The 21,688-nt window shown below is 42.3% G+C and carries 10 protein-coding genes, 5 tRNA genes, 6 rRNA genes and 1 other annotated feature; of the genes, 4 read left to right on the top strand and 17 right to left on the bottom strand.

Translation table 11 applies throughout. The features are described 5' to 3' along the window. Nucleotides 1-331: 331 nt before the first annotated feature. The 6 genes from ACPWSR_RS10850 to ACPWSR_RS10825 form a co-directional block, all read right to left on the bottom strand. Nucleotides 332-405 (bottom strand) — tRNA-Cys (locus tag ACPWSR_RS10850). Between the two features lie 6 nt (nt 406-411). Next, nucleotides 412-487: transfer RNA gene (locus ACPWSR_RS10845), tRNA-Phe, on the bottom strand. Between the two features lie 8 nt (nt 488-495). Next, nucleotides 496-612: ribosomal RNA gene (rrf, locus tag ACPWSR_RS10840) — 5S ribosomal RNA — on the bottom strand. A gap of 68 nt (nt 613-680) precedes the next feature. Continuing rightward, nucleotides 681-3,589 (bottom strand): 23S ribosomal RNA (locus tag ACPWSR_RS10835). Between the two features lie 486 nt (nt 3,590-4,075). Next, nucleotides 4,076-5,586, bottom strand: a 16S ribosomal RNA gene (locus tag ACPWSR_RS10830). Together the 16S, 23S and 5S rRNA genes with 2 tRNA genes alongside form the textbook arrangement of a ribosomal RNA operon. Nucleotides 5,587-6,226: 640 nt before the next feature. Continuing rightward, nucleotides 6,227-6,658 (bottom strand): VOC family protein, encoded by a 432-nt coding sequence (locus tag ACPWSR_RS10825; protein WP_426348242.1) that lies wholly within the window; start codon nt 6,656-6,658, stop codon nt 6,227-6,229. Between the two features lie 212 nt (nt 6,659-6,870). On the opposite strand from ACPWSR_RS10825, the gene ACPWSR_RS10820 reads away from it, so the two are divergent. Further along, nucleotides 6,871-7,362, top strand: coding sequence for a hypothetical protein (locus ACPWSR_RS10820; RefSeq protein ID WP_426348241.1), 492 nt, complete (start codon nt 6,871-6,873; stop codon nt 7,360-7,362). A gap of 33 nt (nt 7,363-7,395) precedes the next feature. On the opposite strand, the gene thpR is transcribed toward ACPWSR_RS10820, so the two are convergent. Then, on the bottom strand, nt 7,396-7,935 hold the full coding sequence (gene thpR, locus ACPWSR_RS10815) for an RNA 2',3'-cyclic phosphodiesterase (RefSeq protein ID WP_426348240.1): 540 nt from the start codon (nt 7,933-7,935) through the stop codon (nt 7,396-7,398). Nucleotides 7,936-8,092: 157 nt separating this feature from the next. On the opposite strand from thpR, the gene ACPWSR_RS10810 reads away from it, so the two are divergent. Further along, complete coding sequence (locus ACPWSR_RS10810) at nt 8,093-8,569, top strand: GNAT family N-acetyltransferase (RefSeq protein ID WP_426348239.1); 477 nt, start codon at nt 8,093-8,095, stop codon at nt 8,567-8,569. Nucleotides 8,570-8,787: 218 nt separating this feature from the next. Here ACPWSR_RS10810 and ACPWSR_RS10805 read toward each other — a convergent pair. From ACPWSR_RS10805 to murD, 7 genes are all read right to left on the bottom strand, one after another. Further along, nucleotides 8,788-8,862, bottom strand: a tRNA-Asn gene (locus tag ACPWSR_RS10805). A gap of 6 nt (nt 8,863-8,868) precedes the next feature. Next, nucleotides 8,869-8,985, bottom strand: a 5S ribosomal RNA gene (gene rrf, locus ACPWSR_RS10800). Nucleotides 8,986-9,058: 73 nt separating this feature from the next. After that, nucleotides 9,059-11,966 (bottom strand): 23S ribosomal RNA (locus ACPWSR_RS10795). Nucleotides 11,967-12,261: 295 nt separating this feature from the next. Further along, nucleotides 12,262-12,338, bottom strand: a tRNA-Ile gene (locus tag ACPWSR_RS10790). Between the two features lie 3 nt (nt 12,339-12,341). Beyond that, nucleotides 12,342-12,417, bottom strand: a tRNA-Ala gene (locus ACPWSR_RS10785). Nucleotides 12,418-12,538: 121 nt separating this feature from the next. Further along, nucleotides 12,539-14,049 (bottom strand): 16S ribosomal RNA (locus ACPWSR_RS10780). 504 nt (nt 14,050-14,553) lie between these two features. Next, on the bottom strand, nt 14,554-15,930 hold the full coding sequence (gene murD, locus ACPWSR_RS10775) for a UDP-N-acetylmuramoyl-L-alanine--D-glutamate ligase (protein WP_426348238.1): 1,377 nt from the start codon (nt 15,928-15,930) through the stop codon (nt 14,554-14,556). A gap of 123 nt (nt 15,931-16,053) precedes the next feature. Between murD and ACPWSR_RS10770 the strand changes: the two genes are divergently transcribed. Further along, nucleotides 16,054-17,271, top strand: coding sequence for a MalY/PatB family protein (locus tag ACPWSR_RS10770; RefSeq protein ID WP_426348237.1), 1,218 nt, complete (start codon nt 16,054-16,056; stop codon nt 17,269-17,271). A gap of 110 nt (nt 17,272-17,381) precedes the next feature. Here the strand turns inward: ACPWSR_RS10770 and ACPWSR_RS10765 are convergent, their stop codons facing one another. Beyond that, the gene (locus ACPWSR_RS10765) at nt 17,382-18,299 is read right to left on the bottom strand and encodes a hypothetical protein (protein ID WP_426348236.1); all 918 of its coding nucleotides are present in this window, start codon (nt 18,297-18,299) and stop codon (nt 17,382-17,384) included. A 369-nt stretch (nt 18,300-18,668) separates the two neighbouring features. Here ACPWSR_RS10765 and ACPWSR_RS10760 point away from each other — a divergent pair, with 369 nt between their 5' ends. Continuing rightward, the gene (locus tag ACPWSR_RS10760; protein ID WP_426348235.1) at nt 18,669-19,286 is read left to right on the top strand and encodes a superoxide dismutase; all 618 of its coding nucleotides are present in this window, start codon (nt 18,669-18,671) and stop codon (nt 19,284-19,286) included. A gap of 77 nt (nt 19,287-19,363) precedes the next feature. Here the strand turns inward: ACPWSR_RS10760 and ACPWSR_RS10755 are convergent, their stop codons facing one another. Further along, complete coding sequence (locus ACPWSR_RS10755) at nt 19,364-19,966, bottom strand: glycerol-3-phosphate acyltransferase (RefSeq protein ID WP_426348234.1); 603 nt, start codon at nt 19,964-19,966, stop codon at nt 19,364-19,366. A gap of 70 nt (nt 19,967-20,036) precedes the next feature. After that, nucleotides 20,037-21,428, bottom strand: a complete 1,392-nt coding sequence (locus tag ACPWSR_RS10750) for a glycine--tRNA ligase (protein WP_426348233.1) — start codon at nt 21,426-21,428, stop codon at nt 20,037-20,039. Nucleotides 21,429-21,485: 57 nt separating this feature from the next. Beyond that, nucleotides 21,486-21,648, bottom strand: a binding site (T-box leader). Nucleotides 21,649-21,688 lie beyond the last annotated feature (40 nt).

Below are 21,688 nucleotides of genomic sequence, written 5' to 3'. Positions count from 1 at the left end.
TATTATCACCCCTTAGCCTTATAATTATAGCATACTTTCTTTGGCAGAAATATTCATTTTATATTGTGATTTTGGAATTGGTGTGTAGAAGGATAGAGATAATGAAATGATATATCGCTTAGGCGATATGATATACGGCCTGCTCCGCATGATATACTTCCTTCAGAAGTGTGATATAATATCCGTTTCCTTGTCCTTAATCTTTTATATGCGTAGCATATATCATCTGCGCAGCAGATATCATACCGTAAGGTATATCATCCGTTTCTCCCAGGAACGGATATAATTGAAAAAAGCCTCTTTTGTCGTTAGACAAAAGAAGCTTTTTTCATGGAGGCGCCACCCGGATTTGAACCGGGGATGAAGGTGTTGCAGACCTGTGCCTTACCACTTGGCTATAGCGCCAATAACTGGTGGCCAGACCAGGAATCGAACCAGGGACACGAGGATTTTCAGTCCTCTGCTCTACCGACTGAGCTATCTAGCCACATAAAAACCTGGCAACTTCCTACTCTCCCACAGAGCTTCCCCTGCAGTACCATCGGCCCTATGAAGCTTAACCGTCGTGTTCGGAATGGGAACGGGTGTTACCTTCACGGCATTATTACCAGATGTTCTGAAAGAATCTTGTTCTTTCAAAACTGCATACAGAATGATGTTTTGTAAAGTCGTCATTTATTTTGGTCAAGCCCTCGACCTATTAGTATCGGTCAGCTGAACACGTTGCCGTGCTTACACCTCCGACCTATCAACCTCGTGTTCTTCGAGGGGTCTTACTAGCTTACGCTATGGGAAATCTAATCTTGAGGTGGGCTTCACGCTTAGATGCTTTCAGCGTTTATCCCTTCCCGACATAGCTACCCAGCTGTGCTCCTGGCGGAACAACTGGTGCACCAGAGGTCAGTCCATCCCGGTCCTCTCGTACTAAGGACAGCTCCTCTCAAATTTCCTGCGCCCGTGGCGGATAGGGACCGAACTGTCTCACGACGTTCTGAACCCAGCTCGCGTGCCGCTTTAATGGGCGAACAGCCCAACCCTTGGGACCTACTTCAGCCCCAGGATGCGACGAGCCGACATCGAGGTGCCAAACCTCCCCGTCGATGTGGACTCTTGGGGGAGATCAGCCTGTTATCCCCGAGGTAGCTTTTATCCGTTGAGCGATGGCCCTCCCACGAGGTACCACCGGATCACTAAGTCCGACTTTCGTCCCTGCTCCACTTGTAGGTGTCGCAGTCAGGCTCCCTTATGCCTTTGCGCTCTTCGAACGATTTCCGACCGTTCTGAGGGAACCTTTGAGCGCCTCCGTTACTTTTTAGGAGGCGACCGCCCCAGTCAAACTGCCCGCCTAACAATGTCCCGTCACCAGCTTCATGGTGCCCGGTTAGAATTCCAGTACTGTCAGGGTGGTATCCCAAGGTTGACTCCACAGAGCCTGACGACCCTGTTTCCCAGTCTCCCACCTATCCTGTACAGACAATACCGAAACTCAATGCTAAGCTGCAGTAAAGCTCTACGGGGTCTTTCCGTCCAACCACGGGTAGCAAGCATCTTCACTTGCACTACAATTTCGCCGGATTTGCAGTTGAGACAGTGCCCAAGTCATTACGCCATTCGTGCGGGTCAGAACTTACCTGACAAGGAATTTCGCTACCTTAGGACCGTTATAGTTACGGCCGCCGTTTACTGGGGCTTAAGTTCATGCCTTCGCTTGCGCTAAGCAATCCCCTTAACCTTCCAGCACCGGGCAGGCGTCAGCCCCTATACATCAGCTTACGCTTTAGCAGAGACCTGTGTTTTTGCTAAACAGTTGCTTGGGCCTATTCTCTGCGGCCATGTCTCCATGGCACCCCTTCTCCCGAAGTTACGGGGTCAATTTGCCGAGTTCCTTAACTGCAATTCTTCCGCCAGCCTTAGGATTCTCTCCTCACCTACCTGTGTCGGTTTGCGGTACGGGTACTGTCTCTCTCCCTAGACGCTTTTCTTGGCAGCGTGGAATCATGTACTTCGGCCCCGTAGGGCCTTCCCCATCACACCTCAGCTTAATACAGGCGGATTTGCCTATCCTGTATACCTAAGTGCTTAGACCAGCATCCAATAGCTGGCACACACTATCCTCCTGCGTCACGCCATCGGTAATAACGATTAACAGCAGTATCGGAATATCAACCGATTGTCCATCACCTACGCCTTTCGGCCTCGGCTTAGGTCCCGACTAACCCTCAGCGGACGAGCCTTCCTGAGGAAACCTTAGGTTTTCGGCCAATGGGATTCTCACCCATTTCTCGCTACTTATGCCTACATTCTCACTCCTGTACAGTCCACCGCTCCTTACGGTACGACTTCAGCCCATACAGGACGCTCCCCTACCACTGACACTAAAAGTGTCAATCCGTAGCTTCGGTGATAGATTTTAGCCCCGGACATCTTCGGCGCGGGATCTCTCGACTAGTGAGCTATTACGCACTCTTTGAATGAGTGGCTGCTTCTAAGCCAACATCCTAGTTGTCTTAGAAATCCCACATCCTTTACCACTTAATCTATACTTGGGGACCTTAGCTGACGGTCTGGGCTTTTTCCCTTTTGACAATGGCACTTATCTGTCACTGTCTGACTGCCGGACTCATAGTATGCGGCATTCGGAGTTTGATAAGGTTCGGTAAGCTATACGCCCCCTAGCCCATTCAGTGCTCTACCTCCGCTACTCATATCCGACGCTAGCCCTAAAGCTATTTCGAGGAGAACCAGCTATCTCCGAGTTCGATTGGAATTTCTCCGCTATCCACAGCTCATCCCATGGTTTTTCAACACCAACGTGGTTCGGTCCTCCACGGAATTTTACTTCCGCTTCAACCTGGCCATGGATAGGTCACCCGGTTTCGGGTCTACGGCATGCAACTAGTCGCCCTATTAAGACTCGGTTTCCCTTCGGCTCCGTACCTAAAGTACTTAACCTCGCTACATACCGTAACTCGTAGGCTCGTTCTACAAAAAGCACGTCATCACACACATAAGGTGCTCTGACCGGTTGTAGGCACATGGTTTCAGATTCTATTTCACTCCCCTCCCGGGGTTCTTTTCACCTTTCCCTCACGGTACTTCTTCACTATCGGTCATCAGGTAGTATTTAGCCTTGGGAGGTGGTCCTCCCTGCTTCCCACAAGGTTTCACGTGTCTCGTGGTACTCTGGATCAGAACTGGCACTTAATGACTTTCACCTACAAGGCTGTTACTTTCTATGGCCCAGCTTTCCAGCTGGCTTCGGTTAGTCATCTCCTGCATTTGTTGTTCTGTCCGCAACCCCGGAAACAAGTTTCCGGTTTGGGCTCTTTCCTTTTCGCTCGCCGCTACTAAGAAAATCGATTTTTCTTTCTCTTCCTCCAGGTACTTAGATGTTTCAGTTCCCTGGGTTTACCCTCCATAACCTATGGATTCAGTTATGGATACATGGGGTTACCCATGTGAGTTTCCTCATTCGGAGATCTCCGGATCACTGGCTATGTGCGCCTACCCGAAGCTTATCGCAGCTTATCACGTCCTTCATCGGCTCCTGATGCCAAGGCATTCACCATGCGCCCTTTGTAGCTTGACCATATTCGCTCACATTAAGCTGCGTACTGCTTCGTCGCTTTCGTCACTACGGTACTCACGTACGGTTTTGTACGCTCCGTGCCTTCGTTCCTCGGCTCCTCGCATTACTTCGCTTACTGTTCGCTCAGACGTTATAACGATTGACGTTATATGTCTAGGTTCTAATTAGTTTACGGTTTTACAATTAATCTCAGCGAAACTATACATTGAATAAACAATTTATAATTTGCACTTTAAAAGATTGTAGTTATCTTTACTTACATCAGTTTCTGTATGCAGTTTTCAAAGAACAGTTAAAAGACTAACTAAGAACTAGGAGCTAAGAAGTAAGAGTTAAAAGATTTTCATCTCTTCACTTTTCTCTCTTCTCTCTTCACTGTTTTTAGTGGTCTCTCAAAATTGGACAGAGAATTTGGTTGTAGAATAAACCCAGCTTTGTGAATCGGTGCTTTTCCAAGGGAAAAGGCTTCCGATTAAGTTTCCTTAGAAAGGAGGTGATCCAGCCGCAGGTTCTCCTACGGCTACCTTGTTACGACTTCACCCCAATCGCTGACCCTACCTTCGGCCGCTGGCTCCTTGCGGTTACCTCACGGACTTCGGGTATTGCCAACTCTCATGGTGTGACGGGCGGTGTGTACAAGGCCCGGGAACGTATTCACCGCGACATTCTGATTCGCGATTACTAGCAACTCCGGCTTCATGCAGGCGAGTTTCAGCCTGCAATCCGAACTGGGACGAGTTTTAGAGTTTTGCTCCACCTCGCGGTCTTGCGTCTCTCTGTACTCGCCATTGTAGCACGTGTGTAGCCCTAGACATAAGGGGCATGATGATTTGACGTCATCCCCACCTTCCTCCCGGTTAACCCGGGCAGTCTCGCTAGAGTGCTCAACTTAATGGTAGCAACTAACAACAAGGGTTGCGCTCGTTGCGGGACTTAACCCAACATCTCACGACACGAGCTGACGACAACCATGCACCACCTGTCTTCCTGCCCCGAAGGGCTTCCCCGATTAAGGGTAATTCAGGAGATGTCAAGTCTAGGTAAGGTTCTTCGCGTTGCTTCGAATTAAACCACATGCTCCGCTGCTTGTGCGGGCCCCCGTCAATTCCTTTGAGTTTTAATCTTGCGACCGTACTCCCCAGGCGGGGTACTTATTGTGTTAACGGCGGCACAGGGGGAGTCGATACCCCCTACACCTAGTACCCATCGTTTACGGCGTGGACTACCAGGGTATCTAATCCTGTTTGCTCCCCACGCTTTCGAGCCTCAGTGTCAGTTACAGTCCAGAAAGTCGCCTTCGCCACTGGTGTTCTTCCTAATCTCTACGCATTTCACCGCTACACTAGGAATTCCACTTTCCTCTCCTGCACTCTAGACGCCCAGTTTCAAATGCAGTTCCCAGGTTGAGCCCGGGTATTTCACATCTGACTTAAGCATCCACCTACACTCCCTTTACGCCCAGTAAATCCGGACAACGCTCGCCACCTACGTATTACCGCGGCTGCTGGCACGTAGTTAGCCGTGGCTTCCTCCTCAGGTACCGTCATTATCGTCCCTGAAGACAGAGCTTTACAACCCGAAGGCCTTCATCACTCACGCGGCGTTGCTGCATCAGGGTTTCCCCCATTGTGCAATATTCCCCACTGCTGCCTCCCGTAGGAGTCTGGGCCGTGTCTCAGTCCCAATGTGGCCGATCACCCTCTCAGGTCGGCTACGCATCGTCGCCTTGGTGAGCCGTTACCTCACCAACTAGCTAATGCGCCGCGGGCCCATCTCGAAGCGGATTTCTCCTTTAATCAGTCCATCATGCGATAAACCGATATTATGCGGTATTAATCTCCCTTTCGGGAGGCTATCCCCCTCTTCGAGGCAGGTTGCCCACGTGTTACTCACCCGTCCGCCGCTAGGAAACCTCCGAAGAAATTTCCTCGCTCGACTTGCATGTGTTAGGCACGCCGCCAGCGTTCGTCCTGAGCCAGGATCAAACTCTCAATTTAAAAGTTTGATACTTCTCAAAATTACTTAAAAAAATTGCTGGTTTGTGTTTGTTCTAAACTTAGTTCTCTGTTCAATTTTCAAAGACCATTGCGGCTTGATTACCGACCGCTTGATTATATTATCACGTCGGTTTTTCTTTGTCAACACTCTTTTTTAAAACTTTTTTCTTTCTCAAGAAACTCAAGTTTTAACCTTACTAAGCGAGCCTGCGAGCTTCAAATCTTCTAACTCTTAGCTCTTATCTAAATAGGAAGCAAGTAAAACGAGCTTCATAATCTTTTACAACTCTTAGCTCTTACCTCTTACTTCTTAGTTGCACTTCTTAGTTCAAGTGTTTTCCGCTTGCCGTAAGCGACTTGTTTATAATACCACGAATAAAACTGTTACAGTTTATTAATAACCTTAAAAAAAGGAATAAATACATAAATTCCTTCATATACTTCTCTATTTCTACGTTTTACATCTATTGATACACTAGGGAGTGTTTTAGGCTAAAATAAGTCTTTATTGAGTTTTTTTGTCAAACTAGTAAGTATTCTTGAAATATAATGACTATATATTCTATATATAATAATCTTCTCTTTAACCTAAAATATTATAATCAACAGTTATTATGGAGGAACTTACACAAATTAATATTTAAAAAACAAGCATTCCATCATCATCATATTTAAAGTTTGGTCCCCAGGCAACTTCCCAATAATAGCCGTCCAGATCTGTAAAATATCCATGATAGCCTCCCCAGAAAACCTCTTGAGGCTCCTTAACTATTTTTGCTCCAGCTTTCCTAGCTAATTCTATAACTTTATTAACATCTTCCTTATGTTCAACATTATAAGCTAAGGTTATCCCCCCAAAACCATCTGCTATCTTAGGAGTATCGTCTGTACTGATATCCTTAGCCAATTCCTCTAGTGGAAATAATTCAAACTTTGTACCAGGTGTATTAAAAAATATTATATCAGGATTATTTCCTTTTTCTTCTGTTTCAAAGCCAAGATCATCTCTATAAAACTTTATAGCTTTCTCCATGTCCCTTACACCTAAGCAAATAATTGAAATCTTATTCATTTCTTATCCTCCTATATCCACTTAAATATGGAATAAAAAAATCTTCAATAGTTAAGTTATTCAATTATACTTACCTCAAGAAATTAATACAATTAACAAAATGTAAACATTATCAATCAGTATCATAATTGTCTATTAATTAGTTATTATGAGCACAGCTTATATCTATTAGGAATAAATTATATTTATAAATGTTTTTCTCAGGAGGTCTAATGATCAACTTCTTATCAATTACTGGTACTATATCTACCATTGAAGATTTTTGGATTAACGAATCACAAGAAAGCTTAGGCTGCTATAAGCTAATTTCCCTACAGGATGATAATGGCGGCACAACTAATTTTGTGGTATCTCCCGATACCTATATTTTAAATAATGATATACTGCTACCAGGGGACAGGGTGACAGGCTACTATGATGGAAATGCTCCTGTTCCACTAATCTATCCACCCCAATACAGGGCTCTAGTTATGCATAGAGCCCAATCCTTTCCCAATATTAAGGTAGGCTATTTCAATAATCAGCTTATTAGCAGTGATAATCAGCTTAAACTTAACTTAGCTCCATCTACACTTATAGTTATTAGGAATGGTTTACTATTTTCCCGTAATCCAATTAACCATAATCTTATAGTTATTTATGGACCAACTACAAGAAGTATACCAGCTCAAACCTCACCATATAAAATTATTGTACTCTGCTAGCATAATAGGCGACGGATATAAATCCATCGCCTACTATATTTTCTTTTTATATATTTCTGTATAAGTAAGTACTTCATTAATTCTTTCTGATTTCATTAGACTAATTTCATTAACCACCATAGAATCATCCACTATAAGTCTATTAAAACTCTCTAAAGAAAAATCTTTAGGTAGTATACATCTTCTTGCTAGAGTTATATGAGGTTTAAAAGGTTTATCATCTAAATTAAAATCATTTTCCTTTAACATAGCTGCTAGCTTTTCTTGAACCTTGTATAGAATTTTATTATGTTTAATTCCACACCAATAAAGGCCTTCAGAGCTTCCTTTTCTATTAAAAACACCTAAATGAGATAGCTGAAGCTGAAATGGTTCTGCATCTATTTCATCCATGATGCTCTTTAGATAAGCTACTTTTTCTGCCTCAATCTCCCCTAAAAAAGCTAAGGTTAAGTGTAGGTTTTCAATTCTAGAAAAGCTTCCTCTTTTTGATTCTCCTCTTAGACCTTCAATAATTTCCTGAAGCTTTTTCTTAATGTTATCATTAAAATTTATAGCGATAAATAATCTCATTTCACATCATCTCCATACACCAGATTCACTTATATTCATACTACCATAACTTACTATAAGGAATAATATTATTATTTTAATATTAATTTCTCCAATATGAAAATAAGCTATACTAAAGTTAGGGGGTGTTTTAATGTGTCATATAAGTTATGTCGGGTTGGAATCTGCAAAAGCTTTAGGAATAATTCATTCCGCTTCCTGGAAGTCTGCTTATAAAGGTATAATACCTGATGAAATACTAAATGGAATTACTCCAGAAAAACGAGAAAAATACTTCGAAAAAGCCCTAAGCTTAGATTGGGAGAAGGATGCGATCATAAATGTGAATGGTAAAGAAGCTGGTTTTATATCCATAGGAGAATGTAGAGATGATGATAAGAATTCCACTTATGGAGAAATACGAGGCCTGTATCTTCTACCAGAATATTGGGGACAAGGCTTCGGAAAAGCTTTATTTACTTGGGGAATAAAGGAGCTTGAGAAACAAAATTATACTTCAATAAGCATATGGGTGCTTGAAGATAATATAAGAGCGAGAAGGTTTTACGAAAAGCAAGGCTTTATCTTTGATGGGACAGTAAAAGAAATTATTATAGGAAAAAAATTAAATGAGGTAAGATATGTAAGCAAATGATATATCGCTACGCGATATGATATACGACTACGCCGCATGATATACTTGCAAAGCAAGTATGATATAATATCCATTCCCTTATCCTTTATCTTTTATATGCGTAGCATATATCATCTGCACAGCAGATATCATACCGCAGGTATATCACCCGTTTCTCCCAGAAACGGATATAATTGAAAAAAGCCTCTTTTGTCGTTAGACAAAAGAAGCTTTTTTCTTGGCTCCGCGGAGAGGGCTCGAACCTCCAACCTATCGGTTAACAGCCGAGTGCTCCACCATTGAGCTACCGCGGAATACAGACCCGGCAACTTCCTACTCTCCCACAGAGCTTCCCCTGCAGTACCATCGGCCCTATGAAGCTTAACCATCGTGTTCGGAATGGAAACGGGTGTTACCTTCATGGCATTGCCACCGGATATTCTGGTTTTGAAAGAATTTTTGTTCTTTCAAAACTGCATACAGAATGATGTTAGTAAAGTCGTCATTTATTTGGTCAAGCCCTCGACCTATTAGTATCGGTCAGCTGAACACGTTGCCGTGCTTACACCTCCGACCTATCAACCTCGTGTTCTTCGAGGGGTCTTACTAGCTTACGCTATGGGAAATCTAATCTTGAGGTGGGCTTCACGCTTAGATGCTTTCAGCGTTTATCCCTTCCCGACATAGCTACCCAGCTGTGCTCCTGGCGGAACAACTGGTGCACCAGAGGTCAGTCCATCCCGGTCCTCTCGTACTAAGGACAGCTCCTCTCAAATTTCCTGCGCCCGTGGCGGATAGGGACCGAACTGTCTCACGACGTTCTGAACCCAGCTCGCGTGCCGCTTTAATGGGCGAACAGCCCAACCCTTGGGACCTACTTCAGCCCCAGGATGCGACGAGCCGACATCGAGGTGCCAAACCTCCCCGTCGATGTGGACTCTTGGGGGAGATCAGCCTGTTATCCCCGAGGTAGCTTTTATCCGTTGAGCGATGGCCCTCCCACGAGGTACCACCGGATCACTAAGTCCGACTTTCGTCCCTGCTCCACTTGTAGGTGTCGCAGTCAGGCTCCCTTATGCCTTTGCGCTCTTCGAACGATTTCCGACCGTTCTGAGGGAACCTTTGAGCGCCTCCGTTACTTTTTAGGAGGCGACCGCCCCAGTCAAACTGCCCGCCTAACAATGTCCCGTCACCAGCTTCATGGTGCCCGGTTAGAATTCCAGTACTGTCAGGGTGGTATCCCAAGGTTGACTCCACAGAGCCTGACGACCCTGTTTCCCAGTCTCCCACCTATCCTGTACAGACAATACCGAAACTCAATGCTAAGCTGCAGTAAAGCTCTACGGGGTCTTTCCGTCCAACCACGGGTAGCAAGCATCTTCACTTGCACTACAATTTCGCCGGATTTGCAGTTGAGACAGTGCCCAAGTCATTACGCCATTCGTGCGGGTCAGAACTTACCTGACAAGGAATTTCGCTACCTTAGGACCGTTATAGTTACGGCCGCCGTTTACTGGGGCTTAAGTTCATGCCTTCGCTTGCGCTAAGCAATCCCCTTAACCTTCCAGCACCGGGCAGGCGTCAGCCCCTATACATCAGCTTACGCTTTAGCAGAGACCTGTGTTTTTGCTAAACAGTTGCTTGGGCCTATTCTCTGCGGCCATGTCTCCATGGCACCCCTTCTCCCGAAGTTACGGGGTCAATTTGCCGAGTTCCTTAACTGCAATTCTTCCGCCAGCCTTAGGATTCTCTCCTCACCTACCTGTGTCGGTTTGCGGTACGGGTACTGTCTCTCTCCCTAGACGCTTTTCTTGGCAGCGTGGAATCATGTACTTCGGCCCCGTAGGGCCTTCCCCATCACACCTCAGCTTAATACAGGCGGATTTGCCTATCCTGTATACCTAAGTGCTTAGACCAGCATCCAATAGCTGGCACACACTATCCTCCTGCGTCACGCCATCGGTAATAACGATTAACAGCAGTATCGGAATATCAACCGATTGTCCATCACCTACGCCTTTCGGCCTCGGCTTAGGTCCCGACTAACCCTCAGCGGACGAGCCTTCCTGAGGAAACCTTAGGTTTTCGGCCAATGGGATTCTCACCCATTTCTCGCTACTTATGCCTACATTCTCACTCCTGTACAGTCCACCGCTCCTTACGGTACGACTTCAGCCCATACAGGACGCTCCCCTACCACTGACACTATTGTGTCAATCCGTAGCTTCGGTGATAGATTTTAGCCCCGGACATCTTCGGCGCGGGATCTCTCGACTAGTGAGCTATTACGCACTCTTTGAATGAGTGGCTGCTTCTAAGCCAACATCCTAGTTGTCTTAGAAATCCCACATCCTTTACCACTTAATCTATACTTGGGGACCTTAGCTGACGGTCTGGGCTTTTTCCCTTTTGACAATGGCACTTATCTGTCACTGTCTGACTGCCGGACTCATAGTATGCGGCATTCGGAGTTTGATAAGGTTCGGTAAGCTATACGCCCCCTAGCCCATTCAGTGCTCTACCTCCGCTACTCATATCCGACGCTAGCCCTAAAGCTATTTCGAGGAGAACCAGCTATCTCCGAGTTCGATTGGAATTTCTCCGCTATCCACAGCTCATCCCATGGTTTTTCAACACCAACGTGGTTCGGTCCTCCACGGAATTTTACTTCCGCTTCAACCTGGCCATGGATAGGTCACCCGGTTTCGGGTCTACGGCATGCAACTAGTCGCCCTATTAAGACTCGGTTTCCCTTCGGCTCCGTACCTTAAGTACTTAACCTCGCTACATACCGTAACTCGTAGGCTCGTTCTACAAAAAGCACGTCATCACACACATAAGGTGCTTTGACCGGTTGTAGGCACATGGTTTCAGATTCTATTTCACTCCCCTCCCGGGGTTCTTTTCACCTTTCCCTCACGGTACTTCTTCACTATCGGTCATCAGGTAGTATTTAGCCTTGGGAGGTGGTCCTCCCTGCTTCCCACAAGGTTTCACGTGTCTCGTGGTACTCTGGATCAGAACTGGCACTAAATGACTTTCACCTACAAGGCTGTTACTTTCTGTGGCCCAGCTTTCCAGCTGGCTTCGGTTAGTCATCTCCTGCATTTATTGTTCTGTCCGCAACCCCGGAAACAAGTTTCCGGTTTGGGCTCTTTCCTTTTCGCTCGCCGCTACTAAGAAAATCGATTTTTCTTTCTCTTCCTCCAGGTACTTAGATGTTTCAGTTCCCTGGGTTTACCCTCCATAACCTATGGATTCAGTTATGGATACATGGGGTTACCCATGTGAGTTTCCTCATTCGGAGATCTCCGGATCACTGGCTATGTGCGCCTACCCGAAGCTTATCGCAGCTTATCACGTCCTTCATCGGCTCCTGATGCCAAGGCATTCACCATGCGCCCTTTGTAGCTTGACCATATTCGCTCACATTAAGCTGCGTACTGCTTCGTCGCTTTCGTCACTACGGTACTCACGTACGGTTTTGTACGCTCCGTGCCTTCGTTCCTCGGCTCCTCGCATTACTTCGCTTACTGTTCGCTCTGACGTTATAATTTTTGACATTATAACATCAAGGTTCTAATTAGTTTACGGTTTTACAATTAATCTCAGCGAAATCATACATTGAATAAACAATTTATAATTTGCACTTTAAAAGATTGTAGTTATCTTTACTTACATCAGTTTCTGTATGCAGTTTTCAAAGAACAAAATGGTGGGCTTAAATGGACTCGAACCATCGACCTCACGCTTATCAGGCGTGCGCTCTAACCAGCTGAGCTATAAGCCCTTATGGTGGAGATAAAGAGATTCGAACTCTTGACCCCCTGCGTGCAAGGCAGGTGCTCTCCCAACTGAGCTATACCCCCATAAGACTTTTTGAAAGACTTGGTCTCTCAAAATTGGACAGAGAATTCAGTACTAGAATAAACCCAGCTTTGTGAATCGGTGCTTTTCCAAAGGAAAAGGCTTCCGATTAAGTTTCCTTAGAAAGGAGGTGATCCAGCCGCAGGTTCTCCTACGGCTACCTTGTTACGACTTCACCCCAATCGCTGACCCTACCTTCGGCCGCTGGCTCCTTGCGGTTACCTCACGGACTTCGGGTATTGCCAACTCTCATGGTGTGACGGGCGGTGTGTACAAGGCCCGGGAACGTATTCACCGCGACATTCTGATTCGCGATTACTAGCAACTCCGGCTTCATGCAGGCGAGTTTCAGCCTGCAATCCGAACTGGGACGAGTTTTAGAGTTTTGCTCCACCTCGCGGTCTTGCGTCTCTCTGTACTCGCCATTGTAGCACGTGTGTAGCCCTAGACATAAGGGGCATGATGATTTGACGTCATCCCCACCTTCCTCCCGGTTAACCCGGGCAGTCTCGCTAGAGTGCTCAACTTAATGGTAGCAACTAACAACAAGGGTTGCGCTCGTTGCGGGACTTAACCCAACATCTCACGACACGAGCTGACGACAACCATGCACCACCTGTCTTCCTGCCCCGAAGGGCTTCCCCGATTAAGGGTAATTCAGGAGATGTCAAGTCTAGGTAAGGTTCTTCGCGTTGCTTCGAATTAAACCACATGCTCCGCTGCTTGTGCGGGCCCCCGTCAATTCCTTTGAGTTTTAATCTTGCGACCGTACTCCCCAGGCGGGGTACTTATTGTGTTAACGGCGGCACAGGGGGAGTCGATACCCCCTACACCTAGTACCCATCGTTTACGGCGTGGACTACCAGGGTATCTAATCCTGTTTGCTCCCCACGCTTTCGAGCCTCAGTGTCAGTTACAGTCCAGAAAGTCGCCTTCGCCACTGGTGTTCTTCCTAATCTCTACGCATTTCACCGCTACACTAGGAATTCCACTTTCCTCTCCTGCACTCTAGACGCCCAGTTTCAAATGCAGTTCCCAGGTTGAGCCCGGGTATTTCACATCTGACTTAAGCATCCACCTACACTCCCTTTACGCCCAGTAAATCCGGACAACGCTCGCCACCTACGTATTACCGCGGCTGCTGGCACGTAGTTAGCCGTGGCTTCCTCCTCAGGTACCGTCATTATCGTCCCTGAAGACAGAGCTTTACAACCCGAAGGCCTTCATCACTCACGCGGCGTTGCTGCATCAGGGTTTCCCCCATTGTGCAATATTCCCCACTGCTGCCTCCCGTAGGAGTCTGGGCCGTGTCTCAGTCCCAATGTGGCCGATCACCCTCTCAGGTCGGCTACGCATCGTCGCCTTGGTGAGCCATTACCTCACCAACTAGCTAATGCGCCGCGGGCCCATCTCGAAGCGGATTTCTCCTTTAATCAGTTCATCATGCGATAAACCGATATTATGCGGTATTAATCTCCCTTTCGGGAGGCTATCCCCCTCTTCGAGGCAGGTTGCCCACGTGTTACTCACCCGTCCGCCGCTAGGAAACTCCCGAAGGAGCTTCCTCGCTCGACTTGCATGTGTTAGGCACGCCGCCAGCGTTCGTCCTGAGCCAGGATCAAACTCTCAATTTAAAAGTTTGATACTTCTCAAAATTACTTAAAAAAATTGCTGGTTTGTGTTTGTTCTAAACTTAGTTCTCTGTTCAATTTTCAAAGACCATTGCGGCTTGATTACCGACCGCTTGATTATATTATCATTTAAAGCTCTTTGTGTCAACAACTTTTTTACTACTTTTTGTTGACCAATTTTTCGCTTTAAATCCCATCGCTCTTGGCGACGGATATTATCTTATCACCTTTATTATCATCATAATTTCTATTGTGTCATAAATTAAGAGATTTATTCTCATATTCCTTTAAATTTATTCATTTTTCTTCTGTTTCTATATATAGATACACTAGGCAAGGTTTCTATGAGTTATAAGACAATTAGTAATATTACAACCTAAATTGGTATAAAAAAAGCAACCCACAAAGGATTGCTTTTATCAACTTAATTTAATAACACTACTTGATGTCCAGCAAAATTATGCTGCCATCTTTAAAAGCTATTATATAGATAGTCTTTAATTCTTACTATAAACTATTTACAATATCCCTGAAAGCTTCCCCTCTTTTTTCAAAGTTAGGAAACATATCAAAGCTAGCACAGGCTGGTGATAGAACAATACTGTCTCCTCTCTGAGAAATATCTAAGGATACCTTCACAGCCTCTTCAAGGTTTTCTGTTAGATATATAGGAATATTAATATTCTTTTCCTTGATTAATTTATCAAAGACATCTTTAATCTTATTCTTAGTAACTCCCAAGAGTACAAGGGCTTTAATCTGCTTATATCCTTTTTCTGCTAAAGGCTCGAAGGGGATATTTTTATCATAGCCTCCAGCAATGAGTATCACTGGCTTACTGAATACAGAGATTGTAGCTAAGGTTCTAGTGGGACTTGAGCCTATAGAGTCATTATAGAACTTAACGCCATTAAGCTCTCTAATAAGTTCATTTCTGTGAGCAACTCCTCTAAAGTTTTCTGCTACCATTTTCATGGTATCAGGAGAAACTTCTCCCTCTACAGCTAAGTAAGCAGCTAGATAGTTTTCTACATTATGGATACCCTTAATGACAATATCCTCTGCATCAATTACCTTCTTATTATTTATATATAGAGCTCCCTGCCTATAGCTACCTCCATCTTCAATAATTCTATTTGAGCTAAAGAATTTAACCCTTCCATTAGCTTCATCTGCAAGGGAAGCTGTAATAGCATTCTCCTTATTTAAGATAAGAAGACCTTCTTTATCCTGATACTTAAGAATATTTCTCTTAGCATCAATGTACTCCTCCATATCCTTATGCATATCAAGATGGTTAGGGGTAATATTAGTTACTACTGCAACCTCTATAGGAGAATTCATGGTCATGAGCTGAAAGCTTGAGAGCTCAAGAACTACCTTATCCTCCTCTTTCATCTCTTCAATCTTAGAAAATAAGGGTGTTCCTATATTTCCTCCTACCCAGGTTTTATACCCTTCTTCCTTCAGCAAATTATAAATTATGCTTGTAGTAGTAGTTTTACCATCACTGCCTGTAACTGCAAATATCTTACCAGGACAGTATCGCACAAATTCCTCCATCTCTGAGGTTATATAAGCTCCTCTTTCTTTTTCCTTTTGAAAGACAGGATTGTCTATCCTAAAGGAAGGACTCTTAAATATCACCTCATAGCCCTGGAGCTTTTCTAAATAGCTTTCCCCAAGAACCAGCTGTGCCCCTTTATCTCTTAATTCATTGGCGGTGTCTCCCAGCTGTTCCTCTGTCTTCTTATCAAAGGCGGTTACCTCTGCACCTAACTCTAGGAGAAAATTAATAAGAGGTATATTACTCACTCCAATACCAACAACAGCAGTATTCTTATCTTTTATAAAATCTTTAAATTCTTGAAATTTTCTTTTCATCAAAAGAACCTCCAAATACAAAAGAAAAACTCTTATATTAATCATATTTTCCTGTTCTTCGATAATTATAACATTTGACTGCTTATTATTCTACCAATAGATAAGGTATAATTATTCTATAGAATGATAGCTTTTAAGGACGGTGATAGAAAAATGTGCATTAAGGATGAAAACAAGTTTGACTTTGATAGGATTATTGACAGAATAAATACCTCCTCTATTAAATGGGACCTACTAGAAAATATTTATGGTGAAAAGGATTTACTCCCATTATGGGTGGCAGATATGGATTTCCCCTCCCCTAAGGAGGTTACTGCGGCCATTACAGAAAGGGCCAAGCATCCTATATATGGCTATACAGCAATCAGCGATGATTATTATAATGCAATAATTAGCTGGAATAAAAGACGCTATGGTTACGAAATTGAAAAGGACTGGATATTTCACTCTCCAGGGGTTGTTCCAGCTATAAACTGGCTTATACAGTGCCTTACAGAAAAAGGAGATAAAATCATAATACAGGAGCCCGTTTATCACCCCTTTAAGCACGGAATCGAAATTAATGAAAGAATCCCAGTTATAAATGAGCTTTCCTTTAAAGATGATTCTTATGAGATGAATTTAGAAGAGCTTCAAGGATTAATTGATGATAAAACAAAGGTTTTAATTTTATGCAATCCCCACAACCCTGTAGGGAGAGTATGGTCTAAAAGTGAGCTTATCGCCTTAGGAGAGCTCTGTTTAAAGCATGGAATAATAGTTATTGCTGATGAGATCCATGGAGATTTAATATATAAAAACTATAAGCATATACCCTTTGCTTCTATTTCTGAGGAGTTTTCTGATATATGCATTACCTGCAGCGCACCTACTAAAACCTTTAACCTTGCAGGATTACAATGCTCAAACATAATAATAAAGAATCCTGAGCTTAGAAAAAAACTTGCTGAATATCTAGATAAGCTTCATCTTCAGGGCCCCACCCCTTTAAGTATTGTTGGTGTACAGGCTGCTTATAATTACGGAGAGCCTTGGCTTGAAGCACTGCTTTCATATCTTGAGGATAACGTTAAATTTACCATGGGTTTTATAAAGGAAAATCTTCCCTCAGTAAAAGTCATCCCCCCACAAGGAACCTATCTTCTCTGGCTAGATTTCCGTGGGACTGGGCTAAATAGAGAAGAAATAAACGAGAGACTTCTAAAGAAAGCTAAGGTAGCATTGAATGACGGCTATATGTTTGGGAAACTGGGCTACGGCTTCCAAAGAATGAATATAGCTTGTCCTAAAACAATACTTAAGGAGGCTCTCACCAGAATAACCTTGGCTTTTCAAGAATAATAGAGCTATTCCATTTATATACAAAAATATTCTTAGAATCTTAATAGAAAAAGTGGATATGGTTTTCCACGTCCACTTTTTTTATATTTTGGGCTCAATTTATCTCCTGCTTATAGAGCCTCAATATATGATATTCTACTTCTTTTTATATCGTCTAAGTTCTCGTCTTCTTTTATAAGCTTCTTTTCTAAAGCTCCCTGCATTTTCTCCAGCTCTTTTTTAAAGCTTTTGCTTTTTTCAATGGTAGTACTTATTTGTCCTTTTTCATAAAAATCTACAAAAGAGTTTTCTGTAAAGAAGTCTGCCAACTCTAAAAATATATCAGGATTAATCCTTCCTCTTCCTTTATGGGAAATATCCTTTAAATCTCTAACCATTGTACCTAAGCTAATTTTAAGCAGCAGGGAAGAATTTCTAAGCTCTTTTATAGGAACTAATCTTTCTCTTTCAGTTTTCAGGCTATCAAGCTTATCAATGCTCTCGATGGCTTCAACAAAGCTCTCTAAAGGAATTGTTAGATGCTTTATCTCCATTAATAGTTCTTTAGTTTCTTTTATTAAGCACAAGCTTAAAGCTAGCTCCTCAGATAATCTCAATATTTCACTATTAACATGAACCTTACCCTTAGTAGTAAAAGCTTTCTTCTCCCTCATGAGCTCTTCATAGTCGTTATATACTCCTTCGAAGCCAGCTAAATGAGTTTTTAAACCATGGCTTTCCTTTTCTAAAAGGAGCAGCTCTTCCTTTTTCTCTTCCATTTTACATTTTATTTTAATATATTCTATCTCCGCCCTGGTTAATTGCCCTTCCTCTGAAAATAAAAGAGTATAAATAAGTGAACTTATTGATAGTCTTCTCAAATGCTCTATTTGATCCTCATCTTTTACTTCTTGAATATCGAGAGTCTGCAGTACATCTCTGCTTCTACTTATCCTCTCTTCTATATCCCTAAGCTTAGCCATGAGTCTTTCACACTCTCTCTTCTTTCTTACAGTGTCTTCAAGCCTTAAGTTTAGGTCTATAAACATCTCCATCCTCCTCTTAGTCAGTTCCTTTGTAATACAGCAGCATGCAGCATCTATTCTTATTACTTAAAGAATAGATTGTGGTCAACTAATTATTATAGTAAATATTACTTATTATCATAGATACTATTATAATTATAAATACCCCACAATGGGATTTCAAACTATTATAGAGCTCCAAGGCTAAATTTACAGATAGTTAATATTATCCCACAGTATATAATATTGATTATTATTTTCAATTAACTTATAATAAACTTAACGATTAAGAGATATACTAAGCTTATACAAATAAAGCTTATCTCTTTACCATGGTTAATTCACACATATAATATTCAAAATTTTTCGAGATTGAATGGAGGTTTTTTAATAATGACACATGTATTACCAGAATTAAAATATGATTATAATGCTTTGGAGCCATATATAGATGGACTTACAATGACAATCCATCATTCAAAGCATCATCAAGCTTATGTTAATAATTTAAATGCAGCTCTAGAAAAATATCCAGAGCATGCTTCAAAGGATGTAGTTGAATTACTCACAAATCTTGATTCTCTACCAGAAGATATAAGATTAGCAGTTGTAAATAACGGTGGAGGTCACTATAACCACAGCTTATTCTGGAATATGCTTGCTCCAAATGCAGGAGGCACTCCTACAGGAAAGGTTGCAGAAGCAATCAACAATAAATTTGGAAGCTTCGAGAAATTCAAGGAAGTATTCGAAAAATCCGCAGCTACTAGATTCGGTAGCGGATGGGCATGGCTAGTAGTTACTCCTAACAAGGAAGTAGAGATTATGTCGACACCTAACCAAAACAATCCTATATCAGAAGGATTCATTCCAATATTAGGCTTAGATGTTTGGGAACATGCATATTACCTCAAATATCAAAACAAGAGACCAGAATATATTTCAAGCTTCTGGAATGTTGTAAATTGGTCTGAAGTTGAAAGACTTTATCAGGAAGCTGTAAGCAAATAATTCTCCCTTAATAAATAAGTTAAAGGCTATAGAGCACTGCTCTATAGCCTTTGTTTATATCTTAAATATTTTAACAGCTATTTTTTATTTTTTCTCTCTTCTAATAGCTCTTTTATATTCTTTTTATGCCTTATTGTCATTATCAATGCAGAAGCTATGCAGGCATAAATCACAGGACTTGGTAACGATAATAATATCGCAGCTAAAGCAATAGTTACTCCTAAAAGAATAGACCTTACAGCAACAACAGGAATAGCCTTCTTCAAGAGAGTATGAACCATTATTCCAAGGAATACAGGTATAGGAGCTATAAATATAAATGCTCCCAGAGTAGTATTAACTCCCTTACCTCCCCTAAAGCCTAAAAAGGGTGTATAGTTATGGCCTAATACTGCTGCAATGGCTACTAAGGACAAAAAAGAGTATATATCTATAGGTAGCTTATTATTTAAACAGATAACTATAGCAATAATCATCGGGATAATACCCTTGCTAATATCTATTACTTGAGTTATAGTTGCAGCCTTAGACCCCGCTACTCTCTTTACATTGGTAGAGCCTATATTACCACTACCCTTAGTTCGAATATCAAAGCCATGGTACTTTTTTACGATTATATAGCCGGAAGGAAATGAGCCAATTAAAAATGACAGCAGCACCATTATATAAACAAGCCACATACTTTAACCTCCTATGTTTAATAGTTAAATTATATCATAAAAGTTCCATATAAGTTTTGAACATTTTATTTTAAAATTTAAGACTATCTGCTATATATCCTTCTAATTCCTCAATCTTAATTCTTATCTGCTCCATAGAATCCCTGTGTCTAACAGTTACTGTTTCATCCTCTAGAGTATCAAAATCTATAGTTATGCAGAATGGTGTACCTATCTCATCCTGTCTTCTATATCTCTTACCTATAGAGCCTGCTTCATCATATTCTACATTAAAGCTTTTACTAAGGTTATTAAATACATCTAAGGCTTTATCTGAAAGCTTCTTAGAAAGAGGCAGAACAGCAGCCTTGTATGGAGCCAATGCTGGATGTAGGTGCATAACTGTTCTAACATCTCCTCCATCTAGCTCCTCTTCGTCATAAGCATCGCACAAGAAGGCTAAAGCAACTCTGTCAGCACCAAGGGAAGGCTCTATGCAGTAAGGTATATACTTTTCGTTAGTTACTGGATCTAGATAGTTCATATCTGTACCTGAATGCTCAGAATGCTTTTTCAGGTCATAATCAGTTCTATCGGCTATACCCCAAAGCTCTCCCCAACCAAATGGGAATAGGAATTCTATATCTGAGGTAGCATTAGAATAGAAGGAAAGCTCCTCCTGACTATGATCTCTTATCCTTAAGCTATCCTTATTCATCTTTAAGCTTAGTAAGAAATTAACGCAGTAATCCTTCCAATAGCTAAACCATTCTAAATCTGTTCCTGGCTTGCAGAAAAATTCAAGCTCCATCTGCTCAAACTCTCTTGTTCTGAAGGTAAAATTACCTGGAGTTATTTCATTTCTGAAGGATTTTCCTATCTGACCTATACCAAAGGGAACTTTTTTTCTGGAGGTTCTTTGGACATTCTTAAAGTTAACAAAGATACCTTGAGCAGTCTCTGGTCTTAAATAAAGCTCTGATTTTGCATCCTCTGTAACTCCCTGGAAGGTCTTAAACATAAGATTAAATTTTCTTATATCAGTAAAATTCTTCTTACCACATTTAGGACAATGAATATCATGGTCCTCAATATAGCTCTTGAGCTCTTCGTTGCTCCAGCCATCAGCACTAGCAACCTCTGCTCCCTGTTCTGTCATATGATCCTCTACAAGCTTATCAGCCCTAAATCTAGCCTTACATTCCTTACAGTCCATTAGAGGATCTGAGAAGCCACCTACATGACCTGAGGCTACCCAAACCTCATTATTCATGAGGATAGCACAGTCTACACCAACATTATATGGGCTTTCCTGGATGAACTTTTTCCACCAAGCCTTTTTAATATTATTTTTAAATTCAACACCTAAAGGACCATAATCCCATGAATTAGCAAGACCTCCATAGATATCTGAGCCTGGAAATACATATCCTCTATTCTTACATAACGCAACTATCTTTTCCATAGTTTTTTCCACTGCCATGTATATTCCTCCTTGTTTTTAATAATATAATCAATACAAAAATAAAAAGCCTTACCTTAAAGGGACGAAAATTTCCGCGGTTCCACCCTTCTTAGCAAAAGCTCAGCTCTTAAAATACTATGCTCAAAAGCTCCCTTCAGTTTAAACCTTTAATGACTCGCACCAAACATCATCTCTCTATAAAAGCTTTAAACCTACTCTTCTTTCTCATCGCACCTATTAATTTATACTACTAATTCTATCAAAATAATCTTTCCTGT

This window comes from Alloiococcus sp. CFN-8, assembly GCF_049943125.1.
In the GTDB taxonomy this organism is placed as follows: domain Bacteria; phylum Bacillota; class Clostridia; order Clostridiales; family Clostridiaceae; genus JAEXZL01.
Note: the sequence above shows the minus strand (reverse complement) of the source record. Positions and strands in the feature narration are given on the sequence as shown.

What these genes read in the sequence shown, in the direction of transcription:
- ACPWSR_RS10825 (WP_426348242.1), bottom strand. Translation starts at nt 6,658, where the DNA reads ATGAATAAGATTTCAATTATTTGCTTAGGTGTAAGGGACATGGAGAAA.
- ACPWSR_RS10820 (WP_426348241.1), top strand. Translation starts at nt 6,871, where the DNA reads ATGATCAACTTCTTATCAATTACTGGTACTATATCTACCATTGAAGAT.
- thpR (WP_426348240.1), bottom strand. Translation starts at nt 7,935, where the DNA reads ATGAGATTATTTATCGCTATAAATTTTAATGATAACATTAAGAAAAAG.
- murD (WP_426348238.1), bottom strand. Translation starts at nt 15,930, where the DNA reads ATGAAAAGAAAATTTCAAGAATTTAAAGATTTTATAAAAGATAAGAAT.
- ACPWSR_RS10770 (WP_426348237.1), top strand. Translation starts at nt 16,054, where the DNA reads ATGATAGCTTTTAAGGACGGTGATAGAAAAATGTGCATTAAGGATGAA.
- ACPWSR_RS10765 (WP_426348236.1), bottom strand. Translation starts at nt 18,299, where the DNA reads ATGTTTATAGACCTAAACTTAAGGCTTGAAGACACTGTAAGAAAGAAG.
- ACPWSR_RS10760 (WP_426348235.1), top strand. Translation starts at nt 18,669, where the DNA reads ATGACACATGTATTACCAGAATTAAAATATGATTATAATGCTTTGGAG.
- ACPWSR_RS10755 (WP_426348234.1), bottom strand. Translation starts at nt 19,966, where the DNA reads ATGTGGCTTGTTTATATAATGGTGCTGCTGTCATTTTTAATTGGCTCA.
- ACPWSR_RS10750 (WP_426348233.1), bottom strand. Translation starts at nt 21,428, where the DNA reads ATGGCAGTGGAAAAAACTATGGAAAAGATAGTTGCGTTATGTAAGAAT.